Genomic DNA, 15,692 nt, shown 5'->3' on the forward strand with positions numbered 1-15,692 from the left:
TTTTTAAAAAGAGAGAGTTATAATCGACCTAATTTTAAAGGATTAGCTGGCCGATGCGTCCAAACTTTATACAAATGAGCGCAATTGCAAGCCTCCCGGGCTGTTTCCGACGGCCCGGCGGCGGGATTTGTAGCCAAAAATATAAGAGGAAGGCTCGGCCACGGAAAGTTTGAGGTGCAATATGCTCGATCGTGAAGGGTTCCGCCCCAACGTCGGCATCATCCTGCTCAACGCCCATAACGAGGTGTGGTGGGGCAAACGGGTGCGGGAGCACTCGTGGCAGTTTCCGCAAGGTGGCATCAAATATGGTGAAACGCCTGAGCAGGCGATGTATCGGGAGTTGGAAGAAGAAATAGGTTTACGTCCGGAGCACGTCAAGATTATCGGCCGCACGCGCGACTGGCTGCGTTACGAAGTGCCGGATCACTTCATCAAGCGGGAAATCCGCGGCCATTATCGTGGCCAGAAGCAGATCTGGTTCCTGTTGCGAATGTGTGCACGTGATAATGAAGTCAATCTGCGATTGACCGATCATCCGGAATTCGACGCCTGGCGCTGGCACGAATACTGGGTGCCGCTGGATGTGGTCATCGAGTTCAAGCGCGAGGTGTACCAGCGCGCGCTGCAGGAGTTGTCCAGGTTCCTGACCTGGCCTGCACATGGTGACCGCCGGCATTCGTCGCGCTACCTGCGCCAGCCTCACGGCCAGCGCAGCACGCCGCCGGCGCAGCGGGATAAGCCGCAGCAGCCGGTGGTAGCACCGCCGGAGCCGGGCACCGTGGTGTGCGACAAGGATTGAATCCGGTTCAAAAAAGGGGCGGCGCCTGCGGGCCTGCCCCTTTTTTCATATAATGACGGCTTATGTTTACACCGTCCTCCCACGACGTTCGCCGCTTTTTCTGCGAAGTCTTCCGCAAGCACCACGCCAAAGAGATCCTCACGCCGCTGGAATCCATGGCGCTGGACTGGATCGTCCAGCATCCCGAGTATGACGACGCGCTTCAGGATGCCGAAGCCGCTGTCGCCCGCGACTATTCGGTAGAGGGCGGGCAGGCGAATCCCTTCCTGCATCTGTCGATGCACCTTTCGATCGCCGAGCAAGTGTCGATCGACCAGCCGCGCGGCATCCGCGCCGCTTACGAGGCTTTGTCCCGCAAACTCGACTCTTCCCACGAGGCGCACCATGTGATCATGGAATGCCTGGGCGAGATGATCTGGAACTCCCAGCGCCGCGGCCTGCCGCCGGACGGCGAAGCCTACGTTGAGGCGGTGAGACGGCGGCTGTCTTAGAACCCAAGCCGTAACCCTGGTGGCTGCCACGATGTGGCAGCCACCTGCTTTACGCCGTTGGTTAAAAAAAAGCCTGCGGCAAGCAGGCTTTTTTTTCGGGCGGATCGCGAAGATCAGCGGTGGTTCACCAGCGAGCCTGGCAGGGAGTGCAGGTAGGCGGCGATGTCCTTGATGTCCTGGTTGGTCAGCGGCTTGACCTGGCCGGTCATGATGGCGTTGGAGCGGCCGTTGGCGCCGTCGCCGCGCTTGTAGGCGGTCAGGGCGTGCTGCAGGTAGTCCTGGTGCTGGCCAGCCAGCTTCGGGTAGGACGGGTCGATCGGGCTGTTGAAGTCCTTGCCGTGGCAGGCGGCGCAGCTGTACTTGTCGGCCAGGGCCTTGCCGTTGTCGACATTACCACCCGCCAGGGCGCTGAACGAGACTGCGGAGCAGAACAGAGCGAGAATCAGTTTTTTCATGGTGAAGGGCCTTATTTCTGCTGGGAGTAGTAAGCGGCGATGTCAGCGATGTCCTGGTCGGACAGGCTGACAGCGATACCCTTCATGGACGGGTGCTTGCGCTCGCCCTTCTGATAGCCCTTCAGGGCGTTCTCGATGTATTTGGCAGACTGGCCACCGATCTTCGGCACCTGGAACACTTCCGGGAAAGTCGCCTTGTAGCCAGGGATTGCATGGCATCCGATACACATTTCGATCTTGGCTGGGGCGGCTTTGGCGTCTCCAACGATGTCCGCGGCTGCGGCAACCTGGGCGACGCCGGCGAGCACGAGAAGTGCGAAGATTTTTTTCATGGTGATGGCTTAGCTTATAAGTTTGTGATCGGTTTGCCCGTGCAAAAACATCACTTTTGCACTATCAACCTGCGATTCTAACCCACAATTTGGCAGATCGTCCACATCACCGTTCTGGCATATACTCGGGGAATCGCGTCTATCAACAGGAAACCCGCACCATGCAAGCACCGCAGCGCTTCGAGGGCAGCGACAACTACGTCGCCACCAATGACCTGAAACTGGCGGTCAATGCCGCCCTGACCCTGCAACGTCCCTTGCTGATCAAGGGTGAACCCGGCACCGGCAAGACCATGCTGGCCGAGGAAGTGGCCGCCGCGCTGAACATGCCGCTGATGCAGTGGCATATCAAATCGACCACGAAGGCCCAGCAAGGCCTGTATGAATATGACGCCGTGTCCCGCCTGCGCGACTCGCAGCTGGGCGACGAGCGCGTGCGCGACATCCATAACTACATCGTCAAGGGCGTGCTGTGGCAAGCCTTCACCTCGCCGGAACCGGTGGTGCTGCTGATCGACGAAATCGACAAGGCCGATATCGAATTCCCCAACGACCTGCTGCGCGAACTCGATCGCATGGAGTTCTATGTATACGAGACGCGCGAAATGGTCACGGCCAGGCACCGTCCGCTGGTCATCATCACGTCCAACAACGAGAAGGAACTGCCGGACGCCTTCCTGCGCCGCTGCTTCTTCCACTACATCAAATTCCCGGACAAGGACACGATGGAAGCCATCGTCAAGGTCCACTACCCGCACCTGAAGCAGGAGCTGCTGGCGACCGCCCTGCAGACCTTCTATGAAGTGCGCGAAGTCTCGGGCCTGAAGAAAAAGCCGTCCACCTCCGAATTCCTGGACTGGCTCAAGCTGCTGATGGCCGAGGACATTCCGCCGGAAGCCCTGCGCAGCAAGGACCAGAAGTCCATCGTGCCGCCGCTGCACGGCGCCCTGCTGAAGAACGAGCAGGACGTGCACCTGTTCGAGCGCCTGGTCTTCATGTCGCGGACGAACCGCTGATGATTGCCGTTGCCCCGGTCACGCTGGAACTGGACGGCATCCGCCTGGAGCCGCTCGGCCCGGAGCATGCGGACGGCCTGCTGCAGGCCGCGCAGGACGGCGAACTGTGGAAGCTGCGCATCACCTCCGTGCCGGAGCCGCAGCAGGTGGCGCAGTACATCGCCACCGCGCTGGAAATGCGCCCTTCCCGTCTGGCCTGGGCCGTGACCGAGGCGGCGTCCGGCCGCGTGCTGGGCACCACCAGCTACCACGACATCCTGCCGACCGTGGACCGCGTGGAGATTGGCTACACCTGGTACCGCCAGAGCGTGCAGCGCAGCCACGTCAACACCAGCTGCAAGCTGATGCTGCTGACGCATGCCTTCGACACGCTGGGCTGCGCCGTGGTCGGCTTCCGCACCGATAACTTCAACCACGCGTCGCAGAAGGCCATCGAACGCCTGGGCGCGAAAAGGATGGCGTGATCCGCCACCACATGATGCGCCGCGACGGCACGGTGCGCGATACCGTCATGTACAGCATCGTGCGCGGCGAATGGCCCGAGATCCGCGCCCACCTGCGCTACCTGCTCGACCGGAGGGCATGATGCTCATCGATTTCTTCTTCACGCTGAAAGACGCGAAAATCCCCGTCACCATCAAGGAGTTTCTGACGCTGCTGGAGGCGATGGAGAAGCAGGTGCTGGAACCGTCGCTGGACGACTTCTATTACATGTCGCGCCTGTGCCTGGTCAAGGACGAAGCGAACTACGACAAGTTCGACCGCGCTTTCGGCGCCTACTTCAAGGGCATCAGCAGCGTGTTCGACACCAAGGGCGAGATCCCGCTGGACTGGCTGCTGCAGCGCATGAAGCGCGAGCTGACCGAGGAGCAGATCGCCCAGCTGGAGAAATTCGGCTACGACAAGCTGATGGACCGCCTGAACCAGCTCCTCAAGGAGCAGAAGGAACGCCACGAAGGCGGCAACCGCTGGATCGGCACCGGCGGCACTTCCCCCTTCGGCAATGGCGGCACCAATCCGGAAGGCATCCGCATCGGCGGCAAGGGCGGCAACCGCACGGCAGTCAAGGTGTGGGAGCAGCGCAGCTACAAGGACTACGACTCGGAACGCGAACTGGGCACGCGCAATATCAAGGTGGCACTGCGCCGCCTGCGCCGTTTCGCGCGCGAGGGCATGGCCGAGGAACTGGCGCTGGACCAGACCATCCGCGCCACGGCCAATAACGCCGGCTGGCTGGACATCAAGATGCAGCCCGAGCGCAAGAACAATATCAAGGTGCTGATGCTGATGGACGTGGGCGGCACGATGGACGACCACATCGAGCGCGCCGAGGAGCTGTTCTCGGCGGCCAAGTCCGAGTTCAAGAACATGGAGTTCTATTACTTCCACAACTGCGTCTATGACTACCTGTGGAAGCACAACCGCCGCCGCAATTCCGAGCGCTTTGCCACCTGGGACGTGCTGCGCAAGTACACGCCGGACACGAAGCTGATCTTCGTCGGCGATGCGACCATGAGCCCCTACGAAGTCCTGCAGCCGGGCGGCTCGGTCGAATACAACAACGAGGAAGCGGGCAGCGAATGGCTGACGCGCTTCACCAATACCTTCCCCAAATTCGTCTGGCTCAATCCCGAGCCTGAAGGCCTGTGGCAGTACCGCCAGTCCATCACGGTGATTCGCCAGCTGATGAACAACCGCATGTTTCCGATCACGATCGAAGGCCTGGAGCGGGCCATGCGCCTGCTCAGCAAATAGTCAGGGCAGCTGCAGGCGGTAGCCGACCGCCGTTTCGGTCAGCAGGTATTGCGGCTGGGCGGGATCGTCTTCCAGCTTGTGGCGCAGGTGGCCCATGTAGATGCGCAGGTAGTGGCTGTTGTCCGACTGCGCCGGCCCCCAGACGGCGCGCAGCAGCTGCGGCGCTGTCATCACCCGGTTGGCATTGGCCACCAGCACGGACAGCAGGCGGTATTCGGTAGGCGTCAGGTGCACCGGCTGGCCGCCCTTCGTCACGCGGCGGTTCGGCAGGTCGACACTGACTTCGCCGAACTGGATCTGGCCGGCGCTGTTGGCCTCCGGCTGCCGCTGCCGGCGCAGCGTGGCGCGCACGCGCGCCAGCAGTTCGCCAACGCCGAAGGGCTTGCTCAGGTAATCGTCGGCGCCGGCATCGAGGGCGCGGATCTTGTCCGCCTCGTTGACGCGCGCGGACAGAACGATCACCGGAACGTTCGACCACTTGCGCAGGTCGCCGATGAAGTCGATGCCGTCGCCGTCCGGCAGGCCGAGGTCGAGGATCACCAGGTCGGGGCGGCGCGTGCCGGCGTCGATCAGGCCGCGCTGCATGCTGGCCGATTCATGCACATGCCAGCCCTCCTCTTCCAGCGCCCCGCGCACGAAGCGGCGGATTTGCGGCTCGTCTTCCACCAGCAGGGCGGTCGGCGCGATATCAGTCATTACAGTTCATTCTCCATGCGTTCGGAGGGCGGCTCGGGCAGGTCCGGCATTTCCGGCGGCGTGCCAACCGGCAGCGTAAAGACAAAGGCGGCGCCGCCGATCGGCGATTTCGCTGCCTCGATCGTGCCGCCGTGGGCTTCCACGATGGCGCGGCAAATGGCCAGTCCCAGGCCGACGCCCGGCTTGGCCGATTCGCGCTCGCCGCGCGTGAATTTCTCGAAAATCGCTTCCTCGCGGCCGCGCGGCAATCCGGGGCCGTTATCGTACACCATCACGCGCACGAATTCGCCGCGCTGCACGGCATGGATGACGATGGACGATCCCGGCGGCGTGTATTTGCCGGCGTTTTCCAGCAGGTTGCACAGCACGCGCTCGATCAGGACGGCGTCGAAGCGCAGCAGCGGCAGGTCATGCGGCAGCTGCGTGCCGACCTTGTGCTGCTTCAGTTGCAACGCGCTGCAGCGCAAGGCGCTGCCCACGACTTCTTCCAGCGGCTGCCATTGCAGGTTGAACCGGAGTTCGCCGCTTTCGATGCGCGCCATGTCCAGCAGGTTGGCTACCAGGGCGCTCATGCGCAGCGATTCGTCGTGCAGCGAGCGCGCCAGGTCCAGCTGCGCCGGCGTCAGCGGCGGTTTCGAGCCCGCCAGCGATTCGGACAGGCCGACCAGCGATGTCAGTGGCGTGCGCAGGTCATGCGACAGCGCGGCAAGCAGCGAGTTGCGCAGGCGCTCGGATTCCATGCTGACCAAGGCTTCCTGCGCCACTTCGATATAGTGCACGCGCTCCAGCGCGATGGCTGCCAGGGCCGCGAAAGTGTCCAGGTGCTGCCGCTGCTCGGGGATGAAGATCCAGCGCCGCTGCGCCGGCTCGATCGCCAGCACGCCGCGCGTGCGCATCGGCGCTACCAGCGGCATGTAGTAAAGGGCGCTGGCCGGCAGCGTATCGGTGCCCGTGCCGGCACTATCGGCATGGTCGAAAGCCCATTGGGCAACGCCCTCGTCCAGTCCGGGCGGCGGCGACGCGCCCGGCGGCAGATGCAGGCGGCCGTCGTTGTCCGGCACCAGCAGCGTGGCATGGGCACGGAAGGTGGACTGTACAAAGCGCGCCGTGGTCTCGAAGATCTGCTCCGTCTGCAGCGCGCCGGATAGTTCGCGGGCGAATTCGTACAGCGCCCTCGCCCGCGATTCGCGATGCGCCGCCACCCTTGCCTGGAAGCGCAGGCCGGCCGTCAGGTGGCCGGTGATCAGTCCCACCGCCAGCATGACGCCGAAGGTGATCGCGTACTGCAGGTCGGAGATGGCAAAGCTGAAGCGCGGCGCGACAAAGAAGTAGTCGAAGCAGGCCACGCTGACGCAGGTCGCCAGCACCGACGGGCCGCGTCCGAATTTCACGGCCACCAGCAGCACGACCAGCAGGAAGAGCATGGCGATGTTGGCCAGGTCGAGGTAGGCCAGCAACGGCGTGGCCAGCAGGGCCATGCCAATGCTGGCGGCGGCGCCCATGCCATAGCCGATGGCGCGCGACCGCGCATGGCTGGAGTCCGCGTCATCCACCTCATCGCGGCCGGAGCCGGCAGCGGCGACGCCACGCGAGGTTTCGTCGCGCTCGGCTACGGAAACTTCGATCAGGTCGATATCCGGCGCCATGTGCGCCAGGCTGCGGATATGCGAACGGCGCCAGGGCCAGGTCAGGTGGCCGCGGCCCATCGTGATGCGCGACAGGTTATGGCTGCGCGCATAGTCGACGGCCGTGGCGGCAATGCTGTTTCCGGACAGGACTGCGGTGGTGGCGCCCAGGTCCTGCGCCATCTTCAGCGTTTTCAGGATGCGTTCGCGTTCGGCCGCGGGCAGACGCTGCAAGCCCGGCGTTTCAACGTACACGGCATGCCATTCGGTGCCCAGTTGCCCGGCCAGGCGCGCCGCACTGCGCACCACCTGCTCACTGCCGGGGCGCGGGCCGACCAGCGCCAGCACCGAGGCGCCGGTCTTCCAGATGGTGTCGATCGACTGTTCGACGCGGTAGGCCCGCACATCGTCTTCGATGCGGTCGGCGGTGCGGCGCAGCGCCAGCTCGCGCAGCGCAATCAGGTTCCCCTTGCGGAAGAAATTGCGGGCGGCGCGCTCGGCCTGGGTCGCGTGATAGACCTTGCCGCCCTTCAGGCGCGCCAGCAGTTCATCGGCGGGGATATCGACCAGCACCACTTCGTCGGCGGCGTCGAAGACGGTGTCCGGCACGGTTTCGTTGACCTGGATGCCGGTGATGCCGCTCACCACGTCGTTCAGGCTTTCCAGGTGCTGCACGTTGACGGTGCTGAAAACATCGATGCCCGCCTCCAGCAATTCCTCGACGTCCTGCCAGCGCTTGGGATGGCGCGAGCCGGGCGCGTTCGAGTGCGCCAGCTCGTCGATCAGGATCAGCGGAGGACGGCGCTCCAGCGCAGCGTCGATATCGAATTCGTGCAGGGTCTTGCCGCGGTATTCCACCGCGCGCAGCGGCAGCAGCGGCAGGCCGTCCACCAGTGCCGCCGTCTCGCTGCGGCCGTGGGTTTCAATCACGCCGACCAGCAGGTGCTGGCCGGCCGCCTGCAGCTTGCGGGCGGCCGACAGCATGGCGTAGGTCTTGCCGACGCCCGCCGACGCCCCGAAGTAGATGCGCAACTTGCCGCGCGCAGCCTTGCGTTCCTGCGCCTGCACCTGCGCCAACAGCGCATCGGGATCGGGTCGGTCGTCGTCGTTCGGCATCATATATCAGCGAGTATGCGTCGTTTTGCCGTCCAGCGCCAGATTCAGTTCCAGGACATTGACGCGCGGCTCGCCGAAGAAACCGAAATACTGCCTGCCGGCGTGCTGCTGCACCAGCGCGCGCACCTGCTCCGGCGCCATGCGGCGCTGGGCGGCCACGCGGTTCAGCTGATACTCAGCCGCAGCCAGGCTGACTTCCGGATCGAGGCCGCTGCCGGAGGCGGTGACCAGGTCGACCGGGATCGGCGCGCTATTGGCCGGATCGGCCGCTTGCAGCGCTTCGATGCGGGCCTTGACCGCGTCCGTGAAGGCCGGATTCAGCGGGCCCTGGTTGGAGCCGGAAGAAGCACTGGCGTTGTACGGCATGGGGCCGGTCGCCGACGGGCGGCCCCAGAAGTATTTCGGCGATGTGAACTGCTGGCCGATCAGGGACGAGCCCACGGCCTTGCCGCCCACTTCGATCATGGAGCCGGCCGCCTGCTGCGGGAAGGCCGCCGCGCCGACGCCGGTGATGGCCAGCGGATACAGTACGCCGCAGGCCAGGGTCAGTCCGGCGAACAGCACCAGGGCGGGACGGATAGTCGAAATCATGGTGTACTCCTGCTTAAACGAGGTTGAAGGCTGCCAGCAGCAGGTCGATCAGCTTGATGCCGATGAACGGCAGGACCAGGCCACCGGCGCCGTAGATCAGCAGATTACGGCGCAGCAGCGCGGTGGCGCCGATGGCGCGATAGCGCACTCCCTTCAGTGCCAGCGGGATCAGGAATACGATGATCAGCGCATTGAAGATCACGGCGGACATGATGGCCGAATCCGGGCTGGCCAGCTGCATGATGTCCAGCGCTTTCAGCTGCGGATAGGTGCCGACGAAGGCAGCCGGGATGATGGCGAAATACTTGGCGACGTCGTTGGCGATCGAGAAGGTGGTCAGCGAGCCGCGCGTCATCAGCATCTGTTTGCCGATTTCCACGATTTCCAGCAGCTTGGTCGGATTGGAATCCAGGTCCACCATATTGCCGGCTTCCTTGGCAGCCTGCGTGCCGGAACTCATGGCCACGGCCACATCGGCCTGGGCCAGTGCAGGAGCATCGTTGGTGCCGTCGCCCGTCATCGCGACCAGGCGGCCATCGGACTGGTAACTGCGGATCAGTTTCAGCTTGTCTTCCGGCGTCGCCTCAGCAAGGAAGTCGTCCACGCCCGCTTCGGCGGCAATCGCGGCGGCGGTCAGCTTGTTGTCGCCGGTGATCATCACGGTCTTGATGCCCATGCGGCGCAGTTCGGCGAAGCGCTCCTTGATGCCGCCCTTGACGATGTCCTTCAGCTCGATCACGCCCATCACGCGGCCGCTGTCGGCCACTACCAGCGGCGTGCCGCCGCGGCGCGACACTTCTTCCACGGCGCACGCCACTTCGGCAGGCCAGGACTGGCCGTTGCCTTCCACATATTTGCGCACGGCTTCCGCGGCGCCCTTGCGCACTTCGCGGCCGTCCAGGTCCACCCCACTCATGCGGGTCTGGGCGGAGAAAGGCAGGAACACGGCGTGCATCGAAGACAGCTCGCGTTCGCGGATATTGAACTTCTGCTTGGCCAGCACCACGATGCTGCGGCCTTCGGGCGTTTCATCGGCCAGCGACGCCAGTTGCGCCACGTCCGCCAGTTCACGCTCGGACACGCCGGGCGCCGGGAACAGCGCCGATGCCTGGCGGTTGCCCAGCGTGATGGTGCCGGTCTTGTCCAGCAGGAGCACGTCCACATCGCCCGCCGCTTCCACGGCGCGGCCGGAAGTGGCGATCACGTTCGCCTGCATCATGCGGGCTCATGCCGGCAACGCCAATCGCGGACAGCAGGCCGCCGATGGTGGTCGGGATCAGGCAGACCAGCAGTGCGATCAGCACGGTAATGGTGATCGGCGTGCCGGCTTTCGCCACTTCCACGGAATACATGGACATTGGCAACAGGGTTGCCGTCACGACCAGGAAGACGATGGTCAGCGCCACCAGCAGGATGGTCAGGGCAATTTCGTTCGGCGTCTTCTTGCGCCTGGCGCCTTCGACCATGGCGATCATGCGGTCGAGGAAGGTCTCGCCGGGATTGGATGTCACCTGCACCACCAGCCAGTCGGACAACACGCGCGTGCCGCCGGTCACGGACGAGAAGTCGCCGCCCGATTCACGGATCACAGGCGCCGATTCGCCTGTAATGGCGCTTTCATCCACCGACGCAACGCCTTCGATCACGGTGCCGTCGATGGGGATCACGTCACCGGCTTCGACCAGCAGGTAATTACCCTTGCGCAGGTCAGTGGCCGGGCATGGCAGCCAGCTGCTGCCGTGCTTCGGCGCGGCCAGCTTCTTGGCGCTCACGCTCTGTTTCAAGCTGCGCAGCGACGCCGCCTGCGCCTTGCTGCGGCCTTCCGCCAGCGCTTCGGCAAAATTGGCGAACAGCACGGTGAACCACAGCCAGACCGTGGTCGCCAGGATGAAGCCGGGGCTCGCTTCGGCCTGGCCGAACAGGGCTTGCACATACAGCAGCGTGGTGATGATGCTGCCCACATAGACGACAAACATCACGGGGCTGCGCAGCTGCACGCGCGGGTGCAGCTTGCGGAAGGAATCGGCGATGGCGGGCAGCACCAGCTGCGCGTCAAAGAGTTTCAGGCGCTGGCCCGGCTGGGCTGCAATCGCTTGGGTATGCGACATTTTGCGCTCCTTATTTATACAGTTGCAGATGTTCGATCACCGGGCCGAGGGCCAGGGAAGGAACGTAATTCAACACGCCTACCAGCAGCACGACGGACACCAGGAGGAACACGAACATCAGGCCGTGGGTCGGCATGGTTCCGGCGTTGGCTTGCAGGCGCTGCTTACCGGCCAGCGAACCGGCAATGGCCAGCACCGGCACGATCATGGCGAAGCGGCCGAACCACATCGCAATGCCGAGCATGACGTTGTAGAACGGGACGTTGGCCGAGATGCCGGCAAAGGCGCTGCCGTTGTTGTTGGCGGCGGAGCTGAAGGCATACAGGATCTCGGAGAAGCCGTGCGCGCCTGGGTTGGCCACGCCGGCCTTGCCGGCGTCCAGCATCACGGCCACCGCCGTGCCAGCCAGCACCAGAACAGGCGTCACCAGGATGGCGATGGATGTCATCTTCATTTCATAGGACTGGATCTTCTTGCCCAGGTATTCCGGTGTGCGGCCAATCATCAGGCCCGCGATGAACACGGCCATGATGGCGAAGATCAGCATGCCGTACAGGCCGGAGCCAACGCCGCCAAAGATCACTTCGCCCAGCTGCATCAGCAGCATCGGCACCATGCCGCCGATTGGCGTGAAGGAATCATGCATGCCGTTCACGGCGCCGCACGAAGCTGCGGTGGTAACGGCTGCGAACAGCGTGGAAGCGCTGATGCCGAAGCGCGTTTCCTTGCCTTCCATATTGCCCCCGGCCTGCAGGGCACTCGCCGACTGGTCGACGCCCATGGCCTGCAGCGCGGGATGCGCCTGCTGCTCGGCGCCCATGATGACTGCCGTCGCGACCACGAACATGATGGTCATGGCGCCCAGCACGGCCCAGCCCTGGCGGCGGTCGCCGACCAGCTGGCCGAAGGCGAAGCACAGCGCCGCCGGGATCAGGAAGATCGCGATCATCTGGAAGAAGTTCGCCAGCGGGGTCGGATTTTCATACGGGTGGGCCGAGTTGGCGTTGAAGAAGCCGCCGCCATTCGTGCCCAGCATCTTGATGGCTTCCTGCGACGCGACCGGTCCCATGGCGATGGTCTGGATGGTTGCCGTCTGCTCCACCGTCACCGGTTGGCCGGTCGGGGAAGTCGATGGCACCGAATAGGTCACCGGCTCCAGCAGCGGCACTTCCTTGTACGCCGAGAAGTTCTGGATGGCGCCCTGCCCGACCAGGAAGATGGCGAACACGAAGGACAGCGGCAGCAGCACATACAAGGTCACGCGCGTCAGATCCACCCAGAAGTTGCCGATCGACCGCGCCGAGCGCGAAGCAAAGCCGCGGATCAGCGCGAAGGCAACGGCAATGCCGGTAGCGGCGGAGAAGAAATTCTGTCCGCTCAGCGCGACCATCTGACTGAAGTAGCTCATGGTCTGTTCGCCCACATAGCCCTGCCAGTTGGTGTTGGCCGCAAAGCTGATGGCGGTATTGAAGGAGGAATCGACGCTCACATTGGCCATGCCCTGTGGGTTCAGCGGCAGCCAGGATTGCTGGCGCTGCACGCCATAGACGAACAGCGTGCCCAGTACGTTGAACACTAACAGCGCCATGGCGTAGGCTTTCCAGCCCATGCCCTGGCGTCCGGCGTCGAGCGGCACGCCGGCGGCGCGGTACAACAGCTTTTCGACCGGCGCCAGCCAGCCCATGCCGGGAATCCTGCGGCCATCGGCTACGCGCGTCAGCAGGTAGCCGAGGGGCCATGCCACGGCCAGCAGCACGACCAGGAACAGGGCCAGCAACAGGAAGGACGCGGTATTCATTACAGGTCCTCCGCTTTCAGCAGGGCCACCAGCAGGTAGACCAGCAGGCCGGCGGTGGCGACGGCGCCGATGAAGTAAAAGGCGTTCATTGCTGGCCTCCCAGCTTGTCGCAGCCAGCGGCCATGGCGGCCATCAGCGCGAAAAAGGCGACGATTGCGCCGATATATACAAGGTCCATTTCTTTCCCCGAAAGGTTATGTTTTGACACTGTCAGCTTATCGAGCGATGTCTAAAATCGGTGTAAAGACATGGCAGGGCTGTGTAAACAAGGTGTAAAAAGGCTTCCCGCAAAGCGCGTATAGGGAGGGGTACTTGATTTTTCGGTTTTTAGCGTGAAAGAATCAGGTATCAGGGCGAGCTAGTACCTGACTCACCAAAGGCCAGTGTGGTATTAACTCGGACGGCAATCAGGCTTGAACTGGCTTGATGTATCCAAATTTGTTGAGCGCCTTGAACCAGCGCGGGGCATTGCGCTGCACCGACATGGCCTCATAATCGGCACTGCTATCGCGATAAGGTTGTTCGCGCCTGAGGATGTAATAGATGGTGCGCAGCATCTTGTGAGCGACGGCGACGATAGCGCGCTTATACCCTCGTCGCAATTTCATGGCTTGGAACTTCAATTTGAAGACGCATTTGGTGCGGCTGGCAGCATGTGCAAACTCGCACAGCAGGCGACGGATGTAGTTGTTGCCTTTGCCGGCCTTGCCAGTTTTCCGCTTACCAGCAGATTCGTTATTGCCCGGACAGATACCCACCCAGGAGGCGAGGCGGTCAGCGCTGTTGAACAGCGACATGTCAGTACCGATTTCTACCAGCAGCATGGCTGCGCCTATTAGATCGATACCGGGCATGGTCTGCAGCAATTTTAGCTTGGGCTGCTCATTGGCCAGTTCGCTGAGCAGGCGTGCGTCGAAGCGAGCGATGCGTGCCTCAATTTCGTCGATATGTCGCATTAGCTCATCCAGTACAAAGCGGTGACTCCGGCTCAAGTCTCCTTGCACAGCGTCGAACAGTTCTTCTCTGCTGGCTTTAAAGCGGCGCCCAGCCAGATCGAGTATTTCATGGGGCGCCTTACCTACAATAATGGCTTTGACCATGGCACGGGCCGATTGTCCAAACACATCGCTGACGACGACACTCAGGCGGATGCCGCCATCGCTCAGTATTTTATGCAGGCGATTCTTTTCCGAAGCTAGTTGGCCAACCAGTTTTTGTCGTTGTCGCGCGATAAGACGCAATTCGCGCAATGCAGTGGGTGGCACGAAAGAGGCGCGTAGCAGGCCTGCCCGCGCCAGCATGGCCAGCCAATGCGCGTCTGCCACATCGGTTTTTCGCCCAGGGACATTCTTGACGTGACGCGCATTGACCACTTTGGCCTGAATGCCCACCATTTCCAGCGCTGCATAAGGGCTCTTCCAGTAAATGCCGGTACTTTCCATCACGACTTCGTCAGGCTTCAGAGCGGCTGCCCAAGCTGCGAGCTCCTGGCGATGTCGCTTGAAGGCACCAAATTGCCGCTGCTCAATCCGTTGCGTACCGTCGGCTTCCTCAATTAAGGCGCAGGCAGTGATTTGGCTCTGGTGCACATCCAGGCCAATCACGCGTTTGTAGAGTGTTTGCAGTTCCACATGACCTCCCGCTGTTTTACACTGATGGAGGAAAGCGGCGGATGTGGCCTGAAGTCTGCCTGAGGGCACCGAAGCGCCCACGGCCTTTTTAGCGTGCGCTCTCTAGGAAGCAATCCGGGGTACGGATCAGGTCAAGGGATCATGTTACTAACGGGGTCTGACCGCAAAAAAACACAACGATCTCGATCCGCCGCTTTCTCTCCCCAGTCTAGTTTCTTTCATCCTCCGGGGCGGCGGTGTGCTCCGCCATGCCTGTTACTAAAACGCGATATCTGGTGCTACTCCGCACTGGTCATCGCTATTTCGTCCGCGTTAGCACTATTCGGGGAACTAATTTGCGCTACCTGACTCCAACGAACACAAGTCATGTCTACGCTTGCCTACCCCATCCGCGTGCCCAGCGATATTCTGGAAGCCCTGGGCGAATTCACCGGCCAGCTGTGGTCGGACTCTCTAGCACTGGAGCCGTTCATCTGCGAGGCGATCCGCAATTATGTCCAGCCAGCGCCGGCAGGCCGAACGCTGCCTGCCCGGCAACGAAGAGTGGCTGCTTGCCGATGTCTGTCGGTCAGCGCGGCAAGCGGCGATAGCGCGCATGATCGGAGACAGTGTTCCGGCCGATCGCTCGCCGCAAGACCGGGAGCGGCGCGTTGCGCAACGCCGCACATTCCGCAGTGCGGCTATCGGAAAGCGCACCCGTGACTTGAGTCACCCCGCCGCGCGGGCCAGTGCCCTATATCCAAGCGATTCGCGCGAAAACGTGCCAAGCGCGCCGGTCGTCTTAAATATCAACGGCAATCAGCGCACGAGCGGCACTGAGCGAAATGGCCGCCGTAAGCGCCTGCGACGTATCGCCTTCCCGGAAATCCGTGAAGAACCCGAAAAAAGGACTATTGCAATCCGCTATCGGCCTGCTATAATGCGGCCTCTTGGCCTGGTAGCTCAGTTGGTAGAGCAGAGGACTGAAAATCCTTGTGTCGGTGGTTCGATTCCGCCCGGGCCACCAAGAATAAAAAGTGAAAACGCCGACCCATCCAGGTCGGCGTTTTTCGTTCTCAGCTCCGTTTGTCCGCTCTTTCAATATTCGGTGGGGGCTGACGGCCAATTGACCGAGGTTGGCAGCATCGCGACGCCCGGCCAACCGACGCAGATCATCCTGTTCCATCGGTGACCAACGCTTTTCTCGTCAAGCCGGAGTATGAATTTGCTGAGCTCCGGTTGCGAAATTTCCCAAGTGCACTAAGGCGGCCAATGCCGCTCATATAATTTGAGCAATTTC

The 15,692-nt window shown here is 62.5% G+C and carries 12 protein-coding genes, 1 tRNA gene and 2 pseudogenes; 6 read left to right on the plus strand and 9 right to left on the minus strand.

The window, feature by feature from the left end; all coding sequences use genetic code 11:
• Positions 1-181 precede the first annotated feature (181 nt).
• Both ACHMW6_RS30365 and ACHMW6_RS30370 read left to right on the plus strand, forming a co-directional pair.
• Positions 182-799, plus strand: a complete 618-nt coding sequence (locus ACHMW6_RS30365; RefSeq protein WP_395402633.1) for an RNA pyrophosphohydrolase — start codon at positions 182-184, stop codon at positions 797-799.
• Between the two features lie 62 nt (positions 800-861).
• On the plus strand, positions 862-1,290 hold the full coding sequence (locus ACHMW6_RS30370; protein ID WP_395402635.1) for a DUF1841 family protein: 429 nt from the start codon (positions 862-864) through the stop codon (positions 1,288-1,290).
• A 113-nt stretch (positions 1,291-1,403) separates the two neighbouring features.
• Here ACHMW6_RS30370 and ACHMW6_RS30375 read toward each other — a convergent pair whose 3' ends face one another.
• Positions 1,404-1,745 (minus strand): c-type cytochrome, encoded by a 342-nt coding sequence (locus ACHMW6_RS30375; RefSeq protein WP_395402637.1) that lies wholly within the window; start codon positions 1,743-1,745, stop codon positions 1,404-1,406.
• An 11-nt stretch (positions 1,746-1,756) separates the two neighbouring features.
• Positions 1,757-2,077: a c-type cytochrome gene (locus tag ACHMW6_RS30380; RefSeq protein WP_395402639.1), complete on the minus strand. Its 321-nt coding sequence runs from the start codon at positions 2,075-2,077 to the stop codon at positions 1,757-1,759.
• A 161-nt stretch (positions 2,078-2,238) separates the two neighbouring features.
• Here ACHMW6_RS30380 and ACHMW6_RS30385 point away from each other — a divergent pair, with 161 nt between their 5' ends.
• From ACHMW6_RS30385 to ACHMW6_RS30395, 3 genes and pseudogenes are all read left to right on the plus strand, one after another.
• Positions 2,239-3,093: an AAA family ATPase gene (locus ACHMW6_RS30385; RefSeq protein WP_395402641.1), complete on the plus strand. Its 855-nt coding sequence runs from the start codon at positions 2,239-2,241 to the stop codon at positions 3,091-3,093.
• Positions 3,093-3,679: pseudogene (locus ACHMW6_RS30390) on the plus strand (GNAT family N-acetyltransferase). Before ACHMW6_RS30385 ends, ACHMW6_RS30390 begins: the two are co-directional and overlap by 1 nt.
• Positions 3,679-4,848, plus strand: a complete 1,170-nt coding sequence (locus tag ACHMW6_RS30395) for a VWA domain-containing protein (protein WP_395408751.1) — start codon at positions 3,679-3,681, stop codon at positions 4,846-4,848. Before ACHMW6_RS30390 ends, ACHMW6_RS30395 begins: the two are co-directional and overlap by 1 nt.
• On the opposite strand, the gene kdpE is transcribed toward ACHMW6_RS30395, so the two are convergent.
• The 7 genes and pseudogenes from kdpE to ACHMW6_RS30430 all read right to left on the minus strand — a co-directional run bounded on the left by kdpE (position 4,849) and on the right by ACHMW6_RS30430 (position 14,413).
• The gene (gene kdpE, locus ACHMW6_RS30400) at positions 4,849-5,544 is read right to left on the minus strand and encodes a two-component system response regulator KdpE (protein ID WP_395402643.1); all 696 of its coding nucleotides are present in this window, start codon (positions 5,542-5,544) and stop codon (positions 4,849-4,851) included.
• A complete protein-coding gene (gene kdpD / locus ACHMW6_RS30405) occupies positions 5,544-8,288 on the minus strand; it encodes a two-component system sensor histidine kinase KdpD (protein ID WP_395402645.1) in 2,745 nt (914 codons plus the stop codon). The genes kdpE and kdpD overlap by 1 nt, the downstream gene beginning before the upstream one ends.
• A gap of 3 nt (positions 8,289-8,291) precedes the next feature.
• Positions 8,292-8,876, minus strand: a complete 585-nt coding sequence (gene kdpC, locus ACHMW6_RS30410) for a potassium-transporting ATPase subunit KdpC (RefSeq protein ID WP_395402647.1) — start codon at positions 8,874-8,876, stop codon at positions 8,292-8,294.
• A gap of 13 nt (positions 8,877-8,889) precedes the next feature.
• Positions 8,890-10,984 (minus strand): annotated as a pseudogene (gene kdpB / locus ACHMW6_RS30415) (potassium-transporting ATPase subunit KdpB).
• Positions 10,985-10,994: 10 nt separating this feature from the next.
• Positions 10,995-12,782, minus strand: a complete 1,788-nt coding sequence (gene kdpA / locus ACHMW6_RS30420; protein ID WP_395402649.1) for a potassium-transporting ATPase subunit KdpA — start codon at positions 12,780-12,782, stop codon at positions 10,995-10,997.
• The gene (gene kdpF, locus ACHMW6_RS30425) at positions 12,782-12,871 is read right to left on the minus strand and encodes a K(+)-transporting ATPase subunit F (protein WP_395402651.1); all 90 of its coding nucleotides are present in this window, start codon (positions 12,869-12,871) and stop codon (positions 12,782-12,784) included. Before kdpF ends, kdpA begins: the two co-directional genes overlap by 1 nt.
• A gap of 318 nt (positions 12,872-13,189) precedes the next feature.
• Complete coding sequence (locus tag ACHMW6_RS30430) at positions 13,190-14,413, minus strand: IS110 family transposase (RefSeq protein ID WP_395402598.1); 1,224 nt, start codon at positions 14,411-14,413, stop codon at positions 13,190-13,192.
• Positions 14,414-15,344: 931 nt separating this feature from the next.
• On the opposite strand from ACHMW6_RS30430, the gene ACHMW6_RS30435 reads away from it, so the two are divergent.
• Positions 15,345-15,419 (plus strand) — tRNA-Phe (locus ACHMW6_RS30435).
• Positions 15,420-15,692 lie beyond the last annotated feature (273 nt).

The sequence above is a fragment of the Pseudoduganella sp. UC29_106 genome (genome assembly GCF_044055365.1).
In the GTDB taxonomy this organism is placed as follows: Bacteria; Pseudomonadota; Gammaproteobacteria; order Burkholderiales; family Burkholderiaceae_D; genus Rugamonas.